This is a genomic window from Burkholderia sp. 8Y, assembly GCF_902506145.1.
Taxonomy (GTDB): domain Bacteria; phylum Pseudomonadota; class Gammaproteobacteria; order Burkholderiales; family Burkholderiaceae; genus Caballeronia.
This window is the reverse complement of record NZ_LR733520.1, coordinates 2,542,824-2,560,780: the sequence shown is the minus strand read 5'-3', so window position 1 is coordinate 2,560,780 and position 17,957 is coordinate 2,542,824. Positions and strand designations below refer to the sequence as shown.

12 protein-coding genes and 1 pseudogene are annotated in these 17,957 nt (G+C 62.6%); 9 read left to right on the top strand and 4 right to left on the bottom strand.

The annotated features are described in order from the left end of the window. Nucleotides 1–24: 24 nt before the first annotated feature. The 6 genes from GV035_RS22575 to ugpQ are packed head-to-tail and all read left to right on the top strand — an operon-like array spanning nt 25 to nt 6,289. Nucleotides 25–1,263, top strand: a complete 1,239-nt coding sequence (locus tag GV035_RS22575) for a deoxyguanosinetriphosphate triphosphohydrolase (protein ID WP_236572691.1) — start codon at nt 25–27, stop codon at nt 1,261–1,263. 48 nt (nt 1,264–1,311) lie between these two features. Continuing rightward, entirely contained in the window at nt 1,312–2,637 is a 1,326-nt protein-coding gene (ugpB, locus tag GV035_RS22570) for a sn-glycerol-3-phosphate ABC transporter substrate-binding protein UgpB (RefSeq protein ID WP_159837150.1), read from the top strand. 56 nt (nt 2,638–2,693) lie between these two features. Continuing rightward, nucleotides 2,694–3,578 carry a sn-glycerol-3-phosphate ABC transporter permease UgpA gene (gene ugpA / locus GV035_RS22565; protein WP_159837149.1) on the top strand — a complete coding sequence of 295 codons (885 nt, stop codon included), beginning with the start codon at nt 2,694–2,696 and terminating at the stop codon, nt 3,576–3,578. After that, on the top strand, nt 3,575–4,420 hold the full coding sequence (ugpE, locus tag GV035_RS22560; RefSeq protein WP_159837148.1) for a sn-glycerol-3-phosphate ABC transporter permease UgpE: 846 nt from the start codon (nt 3,575–3,577) through the stop codon (nt 4,418–4,420). Before ugpA ends, ugpE begins: the two co-directional genes overlap by 4 nt. An 18-nt stretch (nt 4,421–4,438) precedes the next feature. Next, nucleotides 4,439–5,521 (top strand): sn-glycerol-3-phosphate import ATP-binding protein UgpC, encoded by a 1,083-nt coding sequence (locus GV035_RS22555; RefSeq protein ID WP_159837147.1) that lies wholly within the window; start codon nt 4,439–4,441, stop codon nt 5,519–5,521. A 12-nt stretch (nt 5,522–5,533) separates the two neighbouring features. Then, entirely contained in the window at nt 5,534–6,289 is a 756-nt protein-coding gene (ugpQ, locus tag GV035_RS22550; RefSeq protein WP_159837146.1) for a glycerophosphodiester phosphodiesterase, read from the top strand. Between the two features lie 18 nt (nt 6,290–6,307). Here ugpQ and GV035_RS22545 read toward each other — a convergent pair whose 3' ends face one another. Together GV035_RS22545 and GV035_RS22540 are read right to left on the bottom strand one after the other, a co-directional pair. Then, the gene (locus tag GV035_RS22545; protein WP_159837145.1) at nt 6,308–6,685 is read right to left on the bottom strand and encodes a DUF883 family protein; all 378 of its coding nucleotides are present in this window, start codon (nt 6,683–6,685) and stop codon (nt 6,308–6,310) included. A gap of 238 nt (nt 6,686–6,923) precedes the next feature. After that, complete coding sequence (locus GV035_RS22540) at nt 6,924–7,649, bottom strand: OmpW/AlkL family protein (protein ID WP_159837144.1); 726 nt, start codon at nt 7,647–7,649, stop codon at nt 6,924–6,926. A gap of 207 nt (nt 7,650–7,856) precedes the next feature. Between GV035_RS22540 and GV035_RS22535 the strand changes: the two genes are divergently transcribed. The 3 genes from GV035_RS22535 to GV035_RS22525 all read left to right on the top strand — a co-directional run bounded on the left by GV035_RS22535 (nt 7,857) and on the right by GV035_RS22525 (nt 15,125). Beyond that, nucleotides 7,857–8,564: a transposase gene (locus GV035_RS22535; RefSeq protein ID WP_159837143.1), complete on the top strand. Its 708-nt coding sequence runs from the start codon at nt 7,857–7,859 to the stop codon at nt 8,562–8,564. Nucleotides 8,565–8,876: 312 nt separating this feature from the next. Beyond that, nucleotides 8,877–13,580: a glutamate synthase-related protein gene (locus GV035_RS22530; RefSeq protein WP_159837142.1), complete on the top strand. Its 4,704-nt coding sequence runs from the start codon at nt 8,877–8,879 to the stop codon at nt 13,578–13,580. A 78-nt stretch (nt 13,581–13,658) separates the two neighbouring features. After that, nucleotides 13,659–15,125 carry a glutamate synthase subunit beta gene (locus GV035_RS22525; RefSeq protein ID WP_159837141.1) on the top strand — a complete coding sequence of 489 codons (1,467 nt, stop codon included), beginning with the start codon at nt 13,659–13,661 and terminating at the stop codon, nt 15,123–15,125. Nucleotides 15,126–15,411: 286 nt separating this feature from the next. On the opposite strand, the pseudogene GV035_RS22520 reads toward GV035_RS22525, so the two are convergent. After that, nucleotides 15,412–15,896 (bottom strand): annotated as a pseudogene (locus GV035_RS22520) (transposase); the annotation flags it as partial. Between the two features lie 212 nt (nt 15,897–16,108). Then, entirely contained in the window at nt 16,109–17,800 is a 1,692-nt protein-coding gene (locus tag GV035_RS22515) for a tetratricopeptide repeat protein (RefSeq protein ID WP_159837140.1), read from the bottom strand. Between the last annotated feature and the right edge of the window lie 157 nt (nt 17,801–17,957).

The window sequence follows — 17,957 nt, the reverse complement described above, 5'->3', positions numbered from 1 at the left end:
CAGGCATCAGCCGGGACCACGACGATGCACGACGAAGCGGAGCAGCCGGTGAGCGAAACAGAAGCTGAATTTGGAGTGCCGTCGTCGCTTGCGCTCGAAGCGCATCTCGCGCCGTACGCGGCGCGTTCGTCGTCGTCGCGCGGGCGCCGCCATGCGGAGCCGCCGCCCGCCGCACGCACGGAGTTCCAGCGCGACCGCGACCGTATCGTGCATTCGACCGCTTTTCGCCGGCTCGAATACAAAACGCAGGTCTTCGTCAATCACGAAGGCGACCTCTTTCGCACGCGTCTCACGCATAGTCTGGAAGTCGCGCAGATCGCGCGGTCGGTCGCACGCAATCTTCGGCTCAATGAGGATCTCGTCGAAGCGATATCGCTCGCGCACGATCTCGGGCATACGCCGTTCGGCCACGCCGGTCAGGATGCGCTCAACGAATGCATGCGCGATCACGGCGGCTTCGAACACAATCTGCAAAGCCTTGCGGTCGTCGATCAACTCGAAGAGCACTATGGCGCGTTCAACGGCCTGAACCTGTGCTTCGAAACGCGCGAAGGCATTCTCAAACATTGTTCGCGCGAGAACGCACGGCAACTCGGCGATCTGGGCGAGCGGTTCCTCGCGGGCAAACAGCCTTCGCTCGAAGCGCAGATTGCGAATGTCGCCGATGAAATCGCCTACAACAATCACGACGTCGACGACGGCCTGCGCTCGGGCCTCATCACGCTCGAACAGCTCGCCGAAGTGAGCGTGTGGCACACGCACTTCGAAGCGGCCCGCGCGGAGTATCCCGCGATCGAAGGGCGCAGGCTCATTCACGAGACCATTCGGCGCATCATCAATACGCTGATCGTCGATCTGATCGAAGCCACGAGCCGCAATCTCGCGCGCATCGCTCCGACCTCGCTCGACGACGTGCGCAATGCGCCGCCGCTCGTCGCGCATAGCGACGAGGTCGCAGCGCAGGCCGCCACGCTCAAGCGTTTCCTCTTCAAGAATCTCTACCGGCATTACCGCGTCATGCGCATGGCCAACAAGGCGAAGCGCGTGGTGACCGGTCTCTTCGACGCATTCACCGACGATCCGCGCCTTCTGCCGCCGGCGTATCAAGCGCGCATTGCGGCAGCGGAGGAGTCGGCGAACGATCCCGCCGCGCCCAGCCACAACAGCACTCAGGCGCGGCTCATCGCGCATTACATCGCCGGCATGACGGATCGGTACGCACTGAAGGAATATCAACGCCTGTTTGTCATCGACAACAACTAACATCGCGCATTTCACGCGCAGACGTTCGACAACCGGAGGACTCACTCGATGCGATGCACGCCCTCGTTACGTTCACTCTCGGCTGCGGCCATGCTGGCTTTCGGCGCCTGCACGGCGGCTCAGGCCGCGACGGAAATCCAGTTCTGGCACGCCATGGAAGCCGCTCTCGGCGAGCGCGTGAACGACATCGCGAATGACTTCAACGCATCGCAGAGCGACTACAAGATCGTGCCGGTGTTCAAGGGCACCTACGACCAGACGCTCGCAGCAGGCATCGCGGCGTATCGCAGCGGCAATGCGCCCGCGATCCTGCAAGTCTATGAAGTCGGCACCGCGACGATGATGCAGGCGAAGAAGGCCGTGCTGCCGGTCTACGACGTGTTCAAGCAGGCCGGCGTGCCGCTCGACGAGAAAGCGTTTGTGCCGACCATCTCCGGTTACTACAGCGACGCGAAGACCGGCCATCTCATCTCGATGCCGTTCAACAGTTCCACGCCCGTTCTCTACTACAACAAGGACGCCTTCAAGAAGGCGGGGCTCGACCCGAACCAGCCGCCGAAGACCTGGGCCGACGTCGAAGCCGACGCGAAAAAATTGAAAGCGGCGGGCTATTCGTGCGGCTATTCGTCGGGCTGGCAGAGCTGGATTCAGCTGGAAAACTACAGCGCGTGGCACGCCGCGCCGTTCGCTTCGAAGAACAACGGCTTCGATGGCCTCGACGCCCAACTCGAATTCAACAAGCCGCTGCAGGTCGCGCACATCCGGTTCCTGCAGAACATGGCGAAGGAAGGCACGTTCACGTATGTCGGCCGCAAGGACGAGCCCGTGTCCAAGTTCTATAGCGGCGACTGCGGGATCATCACGAATTCGTCGGGATCGCGGGCGACCATCCAGAAGTACGCGAAGTTCAACTACGGCGTCGGCATGATGCCGTACGACGCCAGCGTGAAGGGCGCGCCGCAGAACGCGATCATCGGCGGGGCGAGTCTGTGGGTGCTCTCGGGCAAGGATCCGGCGGTGTACAAGGGCGTCGCGAAGTTCCTCGCGTATCTCGCGTCGCCTCAGGTGGCGGCGAAGTGGCATCAGGACACGGGATACTTGCCGGTGACGACCGCCGCCTACGATCTGACGCAGAAACAGGGCTTCTACGACAAGAACCCCGGCGCGGACATCGCCATCAAGCAGATGCTCAACAAGCCGCCGCTTCCCTACACGAAGGGCTTGCGCCTCGGCAACATGCCGCAGATTCGCACCATCGTCGATGAAGAACTGGAGCAGGTCTGGGCGGACAAGAAGACGCCGCAGCAGGCGCTCGATTCTTCCGTGCAGCGCGGCGACGAACTCCTGCGCCGCTTCGAGAAAAGCGGCGGCTGAACGCTCCGCGTGACGCCAGCGCCCGCGTTCGCGCGGGCGCGCTTTCGGACATGTCAATGGAAAAACGGTCTCGCTTCGACACGAGCGTCTTGCCGTATCTGCTGGTCGCGCCGCAGCTCGCCATCACCGCGCTCTTTTTTCTGTGGCCGGCAGGCGAGGCGCTCTGGCAGGCCACGCAGAGTCAGGACGCGTTCGGCACGTCCAGCGAATTCGTCGGGCTGGCAAATTTCCGGCAGCTTTTCGCGGACCCGCTCTATCTTTCGTCGTTCAGTACGACGATGGTTTTCTGTGCGCTCGTCACCGTATCGGGGCTCGTGATCTCGCTCTTGCTCGCCGCGTGCGCGGACCGCGTGACGCGCGGCGCGAAGGCGTATCAGACGCTGCTCATCTGGCCGTATGCGGTCGCGCCCGCCATCGCGGCGGTACTGTGGTCGTTCCTGTTTAATCCGAGCATCGGGCTCGTGACGTATGCGCTCGCCCGGCAAGGCATTGTCTGGAACCACGCGCTCAACGGCACGCAGGCCATGTTTCTCGTCGTGCTCGCGTCGGTCTGGAAGCAGGTCAGCTACAACTTCCTCTTTTTCTATGCGGGACTTCAGGCAATTCCGCAATCGCTGATCGAAGCCGCCGCCATCGACGGCGCCGGTCCCGTGCGACGCTTCTTCGGCATTGCGCTGCCGCTTCTGTCGCCGACGTCGTTCTTCCTGCTCGTCGTCAATCTGGTCTACGCGTTCTTCGACACGTTCCCCGTCATCGACGCTGCGACCGGCGGCGGTCCCGCGCAGTCGACCAAGACGCTCATTTACAAGATTTTCGCCGAAGGGTTCCAGGGCCTCGACATCGGCAGTTCGGGCGCACAGTCTGTCGTGCTGATGGTGATCGTCGTCGCGCTGACGGTCGTGCAGTTCCGCTTCGTCGAACGCAGGGTGCAATATTCATGATCGAAAACCGGCGCGGCTTCGATATCTTCTGTCACGCGGTGCTGATTCTCGGCGTCGCGCTGATCGTGTTTCCGGTCTACGTCGCGTTCTGCGCAGCCACGATGAGCGCGAAAGAAGTCTTCAGCGTGCCGCTGTCGCTCATTCCGAGCACCCATCTCTTCGAGAACGTCGCGCATATCTGGACGCACGGCAGCGGCAACGCCGCCGCGCCGTTCGGCCGCATGCTCGTCAACAGTCTCGTGATGGCGCTCGTCATCTCCATCGGCAAGATTGCGGTGTCGATCATCTCGGCGTATGCGATCGTGTTCTTCCGCTTCCCGATGAAGAACCTCGCGTTCTGGCTGATCTTCGTCACGCTGATGCTGCCTGTCGAAGTGCGCATCTTTCCGACGGTGCAGGTCGTCTCGTCGATGCATCTTGCGAACACGTATGCCGGCCTCACGCTGCCGCTCATCGCCTCCGCGACCGCCACGTTCCTGTTCCGCCAGTTTTTCATGACGCTGCCCGACGAGCTGATGGAAGCGGCGCGCATCGACGGCGCGGGGCCGCTGCGCTTTTTCTGGGACGTGGTGCTGCCGCTCTCGAAGACGAACATCGCGGCGCTTTTCGTCATCACGTTCATCTATGGCTGGAACCAGTACCTCTGGCCCATTCTGATTACCAACGAGCAGTCGCTGCAAACGGCGGTGGTCGGCATCAAGAGCATGATCGCCTCGGGCGATACCGCGACCGAGTGGCATCTCGTCATGAGCGCGACACTGCTCGCGATGCTGCCGCCGCTCGCAGTCGTGCTGACGATGCAGCGGTGGTTCGTGCGCGGCCTCGTCGATGCGGAAAAATAAAACGGAGAGCAGGGGCGAATGGCTGCGCTGACACTTAAAGGCGTCAAGAAAACGTACGACGGGAAGCAGTACGTACTGCATGGCATCGACGTGGCCGTGAACGATGGTGAATTCGTCGTGATGGTCGGTCCTTCGGGCTGCGGCAAGTCGACGCTTCTGCGCATGGTCGCGGGCCTCGAAAGCGTGTCGGAAGGCGCGATCGAAATCGGCGGGCGCGTGGTGAACACGCTGGAACCGAAAGATCGCGATATCGCGATGGTCTTTCAGAATTACGCACTTTATCCGCACATGAGCGTCGCGCAAAATATGGCGTACGCGTTGAAGATCGGCGGCGCGAACCGGGCGACCATCGAGAGCCGCGTCGCGAATGCCGCGCGTATCCTCGAGCTTGAACGTCTGCTCGCGCGCAAGCCGCGTGAGCTGTCGGGCGGGCAGCGTCAGCGCGTGGCAATGGGGCGCGCCATCGTCCGCGAACCGGCTGTCTTTCTCTTCGACGAGCCGCTTTCGAATCTCGACGCCAAGCTGCGCGTGCAGATGCGCCTCGAAATACAGCGCCTCCATGCGCGTCTTGCCACGACGAGCCTGTATGTGACGCACGACCAGATCGAAGCCATGACGCTCGCGCAGCGCGTGATCGTGATGAACAAGGGCCATGCGGAGCAGATCGGCGTGCCGACCGAAGTGTACGAACGTCCGGCTACGGTTTTCGTTGCCAGCTTCATTGGCTCGCCCGCCATGAATCTGCTCGAAGGCCGCTTGTCGGAAGATGGTTCGGTGTTCGAAGTGGCCGGCGGCGGGCCGAAGCTCCCGGTCACGGGTGCGAGTCTGACGCGCGACATGTGCGGACGCGAGTGGATCATGGGCATTCGCCCGGAGCACATGACGCCTGGTTACATTGAAACGGCCAGCGCCACGCTCGACGTCGATTCGGCCGAGCTGCTCGGCGCGGACAACCTCGCGCATGGCAAGTGGGGCAACCACGACGTGGCGGCGCGTTTGCCGCACGCGCATCGGCCGCAGCGCGGCGAGAAGCTGCTCGTCTCCGTGCCGGCGCGGCAACTGCATTTCTTCGATCCGGCCACCGGGCTGCGCGTCAACTAAAGGAGGATCGCGATGAGACCGTGGCCGTATCCCGCTGTCGTCGCGCATCGCGGCGGCGGCAAGCTCGCGCCGGAAAACACGCTGGAAGGCATGGCAACCGGCGCGCGTCTCGGTCTGAAAATGATCGAATTCGATGCGAAGCTGTCAGCGGACAACATCGTCTTCCTGCTGCATGACGACGACGTCGACCGCACCACTAACGGCCACGGCGCGGCCAGGTCGATGTCCTATGCCCAATTGCGCGCGCTCGACGCCGGCTCGTGGTTCGGCAACGAATTCGCAGGCGCGCACTTGCCGACGCTCGCCGAAGTGCGCGATGCGTGTGCATCGCTGAAGCTGGCGGCGAACATCGAGATCAAGCCGTGTCCAGGGCGCGAAGTGGAAACGGGCGATGCGGTCGCGCGCGAGGCGGCTCGCCTGTGGAACGGTGCCGAACCAGCGCCGCTGCTGTCGTCGTTTTCGTTCGCGGCGCTCGAAGCCGCGCGCGACGCCGCGCCGGACTTGCCGCGCGGCATGCTGTACGAGCGCGTGCCGGCGGATTGGCGCGCGCAGACGGCCGCGCTCGGGTGCGTCTCGCTGCATGCGGACCATCGTTCGCTCGACGAAACCCTCGTGCGCGACATCCGCGACGCCGGCCTGCGCGTGCTCGCGTACACCGTGAACGAGCCGCAGCGCGCACGCCTGCTCGCGCGATGGGGCGTCGATGCGATCTGCACGGATCGCATCGACATCATCGGCGCGCACTTTCTCGAGAGTCTGCCGGGCTGACGGCCTCGCAGCGAACCGTCAGCGGGCGCGGGCCAGCAGTATGCCCGCGAGCAGCGCGAGGCCGCCGACGAGCGCGATGGTTTGCCACGGCCTGTCGCGCAGATACGCGTCGGCGTCGTCGATGACCGCGGCGGCGCGCTCGCGCACGGCCGCTTGCGAATCGTTGAAGCGGGCGCGAGCCGCCTCCACTTGGTCGCTGATGCGTGCGCGCAGCATGGCGGCGTCGGCCGAGGCGCCCTCGCCGAGCGTTTCTTCGAGTTCGGACAGCAACGCGCGCAGTTCGGTGCCGATATCCCCGGCTGCGTCGCGGCCGTGGCGCGCCATGCGGCGTGCGCGGCGGCTCGTGCTGTTCCATGAATCTCCGATGGCGTCTCGCGTGTTAGGCAATGCGTTCATAGATCGCTCCGTCGATGGATGAATCGTGGATGGATGACACTCCGCTTTCGCGGCGGAAAGTGCTATTGAGCAAGTTGGATGCCGATGCACTGCGCGCGTCGCACAGGGCCGTCGACGCGTAATTAGTGCATGGCGAGCGCCGCCGTGCAAGTCACATTTACAAGGCGCATGTAAAAGAAAACGCCGTCATGCTCGGCGCATGACGGCGTTCGGACTGCAAAGCGACCATGTGGAGGAATCAAAAGCGATAGCCGACGCGCAGATACGTCACGATCGGATTGATGGTGATCTTCGCCTGCGACTGCACGTTGAGCGTGCCGACCGGCGTTTGCGCCTGCGTGCTCAGCTTGGCGGTCGCCTTCAAGGGAATGAAGGACACCGAGAAAGCCGCGAACCAGTGTTGTGTGAAATTGTACTGAGCGCCCAGATTAAAGACCGGCGCCCAAGAACTATCCGTATCGACGGTGGTCGGACCATGCAGAACGTTGCTCTGGAATGCGCTGTTGGTGATTTGCGCATCGGTGAACCAGGTACGCGTTACGCCAATGCCGGCAAACGGGCGGAATTTCGCATCAGGAGCGTTGAAGAAGTACTTGAAGAGGAGCGTCGGACTCCACTGCTTCGCGCTGCCGATCTTGCCGTACTGCGAGAGCGTTCCGGTTCCGTTGAGATCGAAGGAGGGCGGAATGCCCATCTCCAGTTCGGTGGCAATGTGGTCCGTGACGAAGTAGCCCAGCGTGAAACCGGCGGTATCCGCGCTTCCAATGCCCGCACCTGTGCCGGGTACGCTGATATTCACGGGAGATCCGCCTACACTTGTTTCTTTGAGCGGACCGCTGCTGTCTTGCGGTGCAAAGTGAAACCAGCCTGCGGTTGCGTAGATGGACCCAGCGGATTGCGCGTGTGCCGCGGTGGACACACACGCCAATGCTGCGATCCCCGTCATGACTTGTTTTAATGTCAATTTGTGCTCCTCCTGAAAGCACGCCCATTATGAACACATCATTTCAAAGTCACCATAGCGGCACGGTAGAGCATTTTCCCTAGGCCGAAACACCGCTTCGGAGTCCCGTTGCACGGCCCTTGCATGCGCTTTGTGTCCCCGCTGCAGCAGCGTCTCCAGTCAGCCCCCGGTTGGGGTAACACAAACGCGACCCACGGAATATCCAGAATGGCACGGCTTGCACGACTCTACGTCCCCGAACAGCCGCAGCATGTCATCCTGCGCGGTCTCGACCAGCAGCCCGCCTTCGTCGACGACCAGGACTACGAGCTTTTCATCGACTGCCTGAGGACGGCCTCACGCGATCACCATCTTTCCATTCACGCGTACGCGCTGATGCCGCAAGCCGTGCATCTGCTCGTCACGCCGCGCGACGAGGCGAGCTTGCCCAAGGCGATGCAGGCGGTCGGGCGGCGCTACGTCGCGCACTTCAACCGGCGCTACACGCGGCGCGGCACGCTGTGGGAAGGCCGTTATCGCGCGACGGTCATCGAAGGCGAGCGGTACTTTCTGCTCGCGACGCGCGTCGTGGAGACGGCGCCGGTGCGCGCGCAGCTTGTCGCGTCGCCGCAGGATTACAAGTGGTCGAGCTATCGGCATCACATCGGGCTGACGGTGGATTCGCTCATCACGGATCACTCGCTCTTCTGGCTGCTCGGCAACACGCCGTTCGAGCGCCAGCACGCGTACAGGGAACTGTGCGAGCAACCGCTCGACGAGCGCGAGACCAATCGTCTGCTTCAGGCGACGCTCAAAGGCTGGGTGCTCGGCAGCGATTCCTACCGCGAATGGGCGGCGCGGGCCGCGAACCGTCGCGTGTCTCCGCTGCCGCGCGGCCGGCCGCGCAAGGTGCGGGAAACGCCGCAAACGCAGTGAGCGCGTGCCGCGTGGGTCGGTGAAAACGGCGTCCGGAATCCGGCACGCCGTTTATTTTCACCGTTCTTGATATGGCACCAATTAATTAGCGCAGCGATGCACCATTTCGATAATAGGTGACGGATCACTAAGTTTTATTTGCCATCTTTTTGATTCGTCGCGTATATTTCGATTTCCGACGTTTATTGCGATGCAGCGCAGCGAGCGCGCAACCGGCTCCGCGCCTTCGTGCGCCAACGGAAAGCGTCTGGACGAGAGAGAAGAAAACGGTTCAACGGCCGAGTTGGCCCCCACAGTAGAGACGGTGTCCCCATGAACGATCATCAGCAGCCGGCAGCCGGTTCGCTTCCCGCCGCGCAGGGCATGTACGACCCCGCGAACGAACATGACGCCTGCGGCGTCGGCTTTGTCGCCCATATCAAGGGCAAGAAAAGCCACGAGATCATTCAGCAGGGTCTCAAGATTCTTGAGAATCTGGATCACCGTGGCGCGGTCGGCGCCGATCCGCTCATGGGCGACGGCGCGGGCATCCTCATTCAGGTGCCGGACGGCTTCTATCGCGAGGAAATGGCCAAGCAGGGCGTGACGCTGCCGCCCGCCGGCGAATACGGCGTCGGCATGATCTTCCTGCCGAAGGAACACGCGTCGCGTCTCGCGTGCGAGCAGGAACTCGAGCGCACCGTCAAGGCCGAGGGACAAGTGGTGCTCGGCTGGCGCGACGTGCCGGTCGATTCGACCATGCCCATTTCGCCCGCCGTGAAGGCGAGCGAGCCGCTGATCCGGCAGATTTTCATCGGGCGCGGCAAGGATATCGTCGTGACCGACGCGCTGGAGCGCAAGCTGTACATCATCCGCAAGACGGCGAGCCATCGCATTCAGGCGCTCAAGTTGAAGCACGGCAAGGAATACTTCGTGCCGTCCATGTCGTCGCGCACGGTCGTCTATAAGGGGCTGCTGCTGGCCGGTCAGGTCGGCGTGTATTACCGCGATCTGCAGGACGAGCGCGTCGTGTCCGCGCTCGCGCTCGTGCACCAGCGTTTTTCGACCAACACGTTCCCCGCGTGGGAACTCGCGCACCCGTACCGCATGATCGCGCACAACGGTGAAATCAACACCGTCAAGGGCAACGTCAACTGGCTGAACGCGCGCACCGGCGCGATCGCCTCGTACGTGCTCGGCGACGACCTGCCGAAGCTCTGGCCGCTGATTTATCCGGGCCAGTCGGACACCGCTTCGTTCGACAACTGCCTCGAACTGCTGGTGATGGCCGGCTACCCGCTCGTCCACGCGATGATGATGATGATTCCCGAAGCGTGGGAACAGCACACGCTGATGGACGACAACCGCCGCGCGTTCTACGAATACCACGCCGCGATGATGGAGCCGTGGGACGGCCCCGCCGCGATCGCGTTCACGGACGGCCGCCAGATCGGCGCCACGCTCGACCGCAACGGCCTGCGCCCGGCGCGTTACATCGTGACGGACGACGACCTCGTGATCCTGGCATCGGAATCCGGCGTGCTGCCCATTCCGGAGTCGAAGATCGTCAAGAAGTGGCGTCTTCAGCCGGGCAAGATGTTCCTGATCGACATGGAGCAGGGCCGCATCATCGAGGACAAGGAGCTCAAGGACAACCTCGCGAACGCGAAGCCGTACAAGAGCTGGATTGACGCCGTGCGTATCAAGCTCGACGAAATCGAGCCGAAGGCGGAAGACGTCGAAGCGCAGCGCCGCGAGGCCGCCGCGCTGCTCGACCGCCAGCAGGCGTTCGGCTACACGCAGGAAGACCTCAAGTTCCTGATGGCGCCGATGGCGCAGTCGGGCGAGGAAGCCGTTGGCTCGATGGGCAACGACTCGCCGCTCGCGGTCATGTCCAGCAAGAACAAGACGCTCTATCACTACTTCAAGCAGTTGTTCGCGCAAGTGACGAACCCGCCGATCGACCCGATCCGCGAAAACATGGTGATGTCGCTCGTCTCGTTCATCGGGCCGAAGCCGAACCTGCTCGACACCATCAACATCAACCCGACGATGCGCCTCGAAGTGTCGCAGCCGGTGCTCGACTTCAAGGACATCGCGAAGATTCGCGCCATCGACACGTACACCGGCGGCAAATTCCGCTCGTACGAACTGAGCATCTGCTATCCGGCCGCGTGGGGCAAGGAAGGCGTGGAGGCGCGCATCGCGTCGCTGTGCGCGGAAGCCGTCGATGCCGTGAAGTCCGGCTACAACATCCTGATCGTGTCGGATCGCAAGATGGACCGCGACAACGTCGCCATTCCGGCGCTGCTCGCCACGTCCGCCATTCACACGCACCTCGTGCAGCACGGTCTGCGCACGAGCACCGGGCTCGTCGTCGAGACGGGTTCGGCGCGCGAAACGCATCACTTCGCGCTGCTCGCGGGCTACGGCGCGGAAGCCGTGCATCCGTACCTTGCGCTGGAAACGCTCGCCAACATGGCCGAAGGGCTGAAGGGCGATCTGTCGGCGGACAAGGCCATCTACAACTTCACGAAGGCGGTCGGCAAGGGTCTGCACAAGGTCATGTCGAAGATGGGCATTTCGACATACATGTCCTATACCGGCGCGCAGATTTTCGAGGCGGTCGGGCTGTCGTCGGATCTCGTGGAGAAGTACTTCAAGGGCACGGCGTCGAAGGTCGGCGGCATCGGCATCTTCGAAGTGGCCGAGGAAGCGATTCGCCTTCATCGCGATGCGTTCGGCGACAATCCCGTGCTCGCGACCATGCTGGATGCGGGCGGCGAGTACGCGTACCGCGTGCGCGGCGAAGAGCACATGTGGACGCCGGACGCCATCGCCAAGCTGCAACACTCGGCGCGCAGCAATTCGTATCAGACGTACAAGGAATACGCGCACCTCATCAACGACCAGACGAAGCGTCACATGACGTTCCGTGGCCTCTTCGAATTCAGGCTCGACCCGGCGAAGGCCATTCCGCTCGACGAAGTGGAATCGGCGAAGGACATCGTCAAGCGTTTCGCCACCGGCGCGATGTCGCTCGGCTCGATCAGCACGGAAGCGCATGCGACGCTCGCGGTCGCGATGAACCGCATCGGCGGCAAGTCGAACACGGGCGAAGGCGGCGAGGACGAAACGCGCTATCGCAACGAACTGCGCGGCATTCCGATCAAGAGCGGCGACACGCTGCAATCGATCATCGGCAAGGAAGTCGTCACCGACATTCCGCTGAAGGACGGCGATTCGCTGCGCTCGAAAATCAAGCAGGTCGCCTCGGGCCGTTTCGGCGTGACGGCGGAGTACCTGTCGTCGGCGGATCAGATCCAGATCAAGATGGCGCAGGGCGCGAAGCCCGGCGAAGGCGGCCAGTTGCCCGGCCACAAGGTGTCGGACTACATCGGCAAGCTGCGTTATTCGGTGCCGGGCGTGGGCCTCATCTCGCCGCCGCCGCACCACGACATCTATTCGATCGAAGACCTGGCGCAACTCATTCACGATCTGAAGAACGTCAATTCGTCGTCGAGCATTTCGGTGAAGCTCGTGTCCGAAGTGGGCGTCGGCACCGTGGCTGCGGGCGTGGCGAAGGCGAAGGCAGATCACGTCGTGATCGCGGGCCATGACGGCGGCACGGGCGCGTCGCCTCTCTCGTCGCTGAAGCACGCCGGCACGCCGTGGGAACTCGGTCTCGCGGAAACGCAGCAGACGCTCGTGCTCAACCGACTGCGCGGCCGCATCCGCGTGCAGGCCGACGGCCAGATGAAGACCGGCCGCGACGTCGTGATCGGCGCGCTGCTCGGCGCGGACGAATTCGGCTTCGCGACGGCGCCGCTCGTCGTCGAAGGCTGCATCATGATGCGCAAGTGCCACCTGAACACGTGCCCGGTCGGCGTCGCGACGCAGGATCCGGTGCTGCGCGCGAAGTTCACGGGCCAGCCGGAACACGTCGTCAACTTCTTCTTCTTCGTGGCGGAAGAAGTGCGCGAAATCATGGCGCAGCTCGGTCTGCGCAAGTTCGACGACCTGATCGGCCGCGTCGATCTGCTCGACACGCGAAAGGGCGTCGAGCATTGGAAGGCGAAGGGCCTCGACTTCTCGCGCATTTTCTATCAGGTGCCGGTGAGCGAAGAGGTGGCGCGGAAGCACGTGGACGTGCAGGACCACGGTCTCGACAAGGCGCTGGATCACGTGCTGATCGAAAAGTCGAAGGCGGCGATCGAAAAGGGCGAGCACGTCTCGTTCATTCAGCCGGTGCGCAACGTGAACCGCACGGTCGGCGCCATGCTGTCCGGCCTGATTGCGAAGAAGTACGGCCACGACGGTCTGCCCGACGACACGCTCCACATCCAGTTGAAGGGCACGGCAGGCCAGAGCTTCGGCGCATTCCTCGCGAAAGGCGTGACGCTCGATCTCGTCGGCGATGGCAACGACTACGTCGGCAAGGGCTTGTCGGGCGGGCGCATCATCATTCGCCCAACGAACGATTTCCGTGGCAAGTCGGAGGAAAACATCATCTGCGGCAACACGGTGATGTACGGCGCGATCGAAGGCGAATCGTATTTCCGCGGCGTCGCGGGCGAGCGGTTTTGCGTGCGCAACTCGGGCGCGACGGCGGTCGTCGAAGGCACGGGCGATCACGGCTGCGAATACATGACGGGCGGCACGGTGGTCGTGCTCGGCGAAACCGGGCGCAACTTCGCGGCGGGCATGTCGGGCGGCATCGCGTTCGTGTACGACCCGGACGGCACGTTCGCCGCCAAGTGCAACAAGGCGATGGTCGCGCTCGATCCGGTGCTGCAACAGGCCGAACAGGAGCGCACGGTCGACAAGGCGCTGTGGCACACGGGCCACACCGACGAAGCGTTGCTCAAGGGCTTGATCGAACGTCATTTTCAGTTCACCGGCTCCCCGCGTGCGAAGACGCTGCTCGAAAACTGGGATGCATCGCGTCGTCAGTTCGTGAAGGTCTTCCCGACTGAATACAAGCGCGCGCTCGGCGAAATTGGCGCGAGAAAGGCGAAGGAAGCACTGGCGGCTTAAGCCCGGAACACAACAAGTCAGGGCTCTCCGGTGAAAAGGCATCGGAGAGCGCGATCCTCACTCAATACAGAGAAAGATATGGGCAAGGCAACCGGTTTTCTCGAGTTCGAACGCCGTCACGAGGCGTACGAAGCACCGCTGACCCGCGTCAAGCATTACAAGGAATTCGTCGCCGCGCTGACCGACGACGACGCCAAGGTTCAAGGCGCACGCTGCATGGATTGCGGCATTCCGTTCTGCAACAACGGCTGTCCGGTCAACAACATCATTCCCGACTTCAACGATCTCGTGTTCCGCCAGGACTGGAAGACCGCGATCGACGTGCTGCATTCGACCAATAACTTCCCGGAGTTCACGGGCCGCATTTGCCCGGCGCCGTGCGAGGCGGCGTGCACGCTCGGCATCAACGAAGATCCGGTCGGCATCAAGTCGATCGAGCGCAAGATCATCGACAAGGCGTGGGAAGAAGGCTGGGTCGCGCCGCAGCCGCCGAAGCACAAGACGGGCAAGAAGGTCGCCGTCGTGGGTTCCGGTCCGGCAGGGCTCGCGGTCGCGCAGCAACTGGGGCGCGCGGGACATGATGTCGTCGTGTTCGAGAAGAACGACCGCATCGGCGGATTGCTGCGCTATGGCATCCCCGACTTCAAGCTGGAGAAGTGGCTGATCGACCGCCGCATGCGCCAGATGGAAGCGGAAGGGGTGTCGTTCCGCACGAACGTGTTCGTCGGCCGCGATGCGATTCCGTCGCACATCGGCAATACGGCGAAGGAAACGATCACGCCGGAAGAGCTGAAGGAACAGTTCGACGCGGTCGTGGTCGCGGGCGGCTCGGAAACGCCGCGCGACTTGCCGGTGCCGGGGCGCGAGCTGCAAGGCATTCATTTCGCGATGGAATTTCTGCCGCAGCAGAACAAGGTCAACGCGGGCGACAAGGTCGCCGATCAACTGGTCGCGAAGGGCAAGCATGTCGTCGTGATTGGCGGCGGCGATACGGGTTCGGACTGCGTGGGCACGTCGAACCGTCATGGCGCGAAGAGCGTGGTGCAGTTCGAGTTGCTCGCGCAGCCGCCGGAGGAAGAGAACAAGCCGCTCGTGTGGCCGTACTGGCCGATCAAGCTGCGCACGTCGTCTTCGCATGAGGAAGGCTGCGAGCGCGACTGGTCTGTCGCGACCAAGCGTCTGGAAGGCAAGAACGGCAAGGTCGAGAAGCTGATCGCGGCGCGCGTCGAGTGGAAGAACGGCAAGATGCAGGAAGTGCCGAACTCCGAGTTCGAGATGAAGGCGGATCTGGTTCTGCTCGCGATGGGTTTCACGCAGCCGCTCTCGCCGGTGCTCGAAGCGTTCGGCGTGGACAAGGACGCACGCGGCAACGTGCGTGCCTCGACGGAAGGCGACAAGGCGTATTACACGTCGGTGGACAAGGTGTTCACGGCGGGCGATATGCGGCGCGGGCAGTCGCTCGTCGTCTGGGCGATCCGCGAAGGGCGTCAGTGCGCGCGGTCGGTGGATGCGTATTTGATGGGGAGTAGTGAGTTGCCGAGGTAGGTGGGGCGGTAGCGGAAAGACAAAACGGACAACCTGTTTGGTTGTCCGTTTTGTTTGCTACGGTCCGGTAATGCCTGCCTGATCTGTCGCGGTCTATTCACGCGCTCAGGCTGCGCGACGCTTCATTCGCCGTCTAATTCTCTTGCTTCCTGGCGCCTAAGTTTTGCTCATGGAGTCACGCACAAAACGGAAACCGATGCGCTGGCAATCTCGACGCCGGAGACAGACTTCGATGGCGCAGACGGACCTGTCCGAAATCTTGTGTGCCGAGGCCGGTTAACAAATCTCAGCTGATGGCGCTGGTGAATCGCTCGCCGAACAGAATGGCGAACTGTGCAACGGCTTGTCGCCAGGTGATAGGTGGCATCTTCCAGTCCTTCTCGATGTTGCGCAAGGCCAGATAGAGCAGTTTGCTGGCCGCCTCGTCGCTCGGGAAGTGGCCCCGGTTCTTGACGATCTTGCGCAACTGCATGTGCATGCTCTCGATCGCATTGGTTGTGTAGACGATTCGACGCACCTCGGGCGGATAGGCGAAAAAGGGAATCACCTGCTCCCATTGACGCTGCCACATCGCCGCGATAGTCGGAAATCTGCGGCCCCACTCGCTGCCGGCAAAGGCGTCGAGCGCCGCTGCCGCCGCCTCGGCGGCTGGTAGATCGGCTTGATAGCCGCAGCCAGCGGCTTGCGGTCCTTCCAGCTCGCCAGCGTCAGCGAATTGCGGATCAAGTGCACGATGCAGGTCTGGATCTGCGCGGCCGGATAGACCGTCTCGATCCGATCAATTCGTCGGAGAACAGTTTCGGGGTCTTCGGAGGTTTGCGCTTCTGGGTCATGGTTGCTTCAGTCATGTTACTTTCCCTTATCGTCTCATGACCTTGGCACACGGAATATCTGACAGGCTCGCGCAGACAGGCGCATGTATCCGTCTTGCGCGCGATCCGTGAACGAAGCGTCCCGGCACATGTGTCCCGGCGACTACCGCGTCATCGCAACGCCGTCCCTCCCTCATCCGCGATCGCGCGCAGTTCACGCGCAACACGCGCAATAACTCCGCTCCAATCGCCGCGTTGCTTCTGCCGGAAGATGCGCGCACTCGGATACCACGGCGAGTCGTCGCGTTCGTGAAGCCAGCGCCACTCGCCTTCGAAGCGCGAAAGAATCCATACCGACTTGCCGAGCGCGCCCGCCAGATGCGCCACCGACGTATCGACCGTAATGACGAGATCTAGATTCTCGATGATGGCCGCCGTATCGGCGAAGTCTGCGACATCAGCCATCGGGTTCAGCGGACGCACGTGGTCCGGGATGTCCTTGAGTTGCACCTCCGGCGGTCCCTTCTGCAAGCTGACGAAGGTCACACCGGCAACCTCGAGGAGCGGAAGGAAAGCCGTCAGCCGGATGGAGCGGCGCAGGTCGGCGTGGAACTCGGCTGGGCCGTGCCTCACCGTTCCCAGCTCCGGCGACCCGCCCCACACGACGCCTGCTCTGAGCCGAGCGCCCGGCACGTCCGCGTTCATTCGCTGCTTCCAGTATTCGATTCCCCCGGCTGGCGCGCTGAGATAGGGCACCTGTGCCGGAATGGTGTCGAGCGTCGTGCCGAGAAGGAAAGGCATGCTCATCATGTAGCACTTATAGTCGTACTCTTCGAACCGAAGCGCGACGGTCGCGTCGATGACCGCATCGGCACCGCCGATCGACTGAAAAAGCCGCACAAGCGATGGCGCGCACGCGACAGTCAACTTCCCCACGCCTTGCGACTTGAGCAACGGGATGAAACGCGCGAACTGGATGGCATCGCCGAGCCCTTGCTCCGGCACGATCAGCAGAGACCTTCCATCGAGCGGTTCGCCGCGCCACAGGGCGATGGCCAGGCGCGACTGAGCGGCGAAAGCAAATTCGCCGGTCCAATCAATCCATTCCTGCGACTCGACATGACGTGCCTCATAGAGCGCAAGTCCCTCTTGGTAATGCCCTGTTTTCAGCAAGGGACCGGAAAGTGCGAACTGTGCGCGAACGCTGTCAGGCCGAAGCTTCAATGCCTGCCGATACTCGGCTTCAGCTTCGGAGAGGCGGTTCAGCTCCTGCAACACTGCGCCCATTTCCATCCGCATTTCGAACGATTCGGGGTCCAACGTCACTCCGCGACGCAACACCGCCTCGGATTCGTCGAGTTGCTCTCGCATGTGCAGGGAGTTGCCAAGCATGTAATGCGCGTCCGAATTGTCGGGCGCAGTTGCGATCACCTTTCGGAGCGATTCTTCCCCCTCGACCCAGCGGGCCAGATACATCAACGTCTTCCCGAGCAGATGCTCTGCCTGAACGAAGTTCGGCCGGCACGCAAGCGCGTGACGAAACGCCGTCTCCGCGTCGGCGTAGAGCCTGGATTCCAGCAAGACGAGACCGAGGTTGAATGCGATGTCCGGTGACTCCGGCTTGAGTGCTGCGGCTTTCTTAAGAAGCGGCACGGCTTCGGGTGTTCGTCCGAGCTGCCGCAAGACGAGGCCAAGGTTGTTGTTTGCTGACGGCGACTCGGGGGCATTCGCTAGATTTCGACGAAACTGCAACTCGAGCGCGTTTAAATCATTGGACCGTGCGTGAGTTCGATCTTCACTGTTCATCTGGACACTCGGACAGCTTGATTGCGATCCATATGGCGGGGATCGCAACGACTTCATCAGAAGGACTGCTTATGTTACCTGTGGAATCGAAAAGTCGATGCGAAAAAACGTTGCGCTCCATGACGCTTGGCGAAATAGTCGCCTTCCGTAGCAGGCATAGTCAGCCCATCGCGCTTGTCGATCTCAGCCCGTATCGGCTCGTCATGCGATCGGC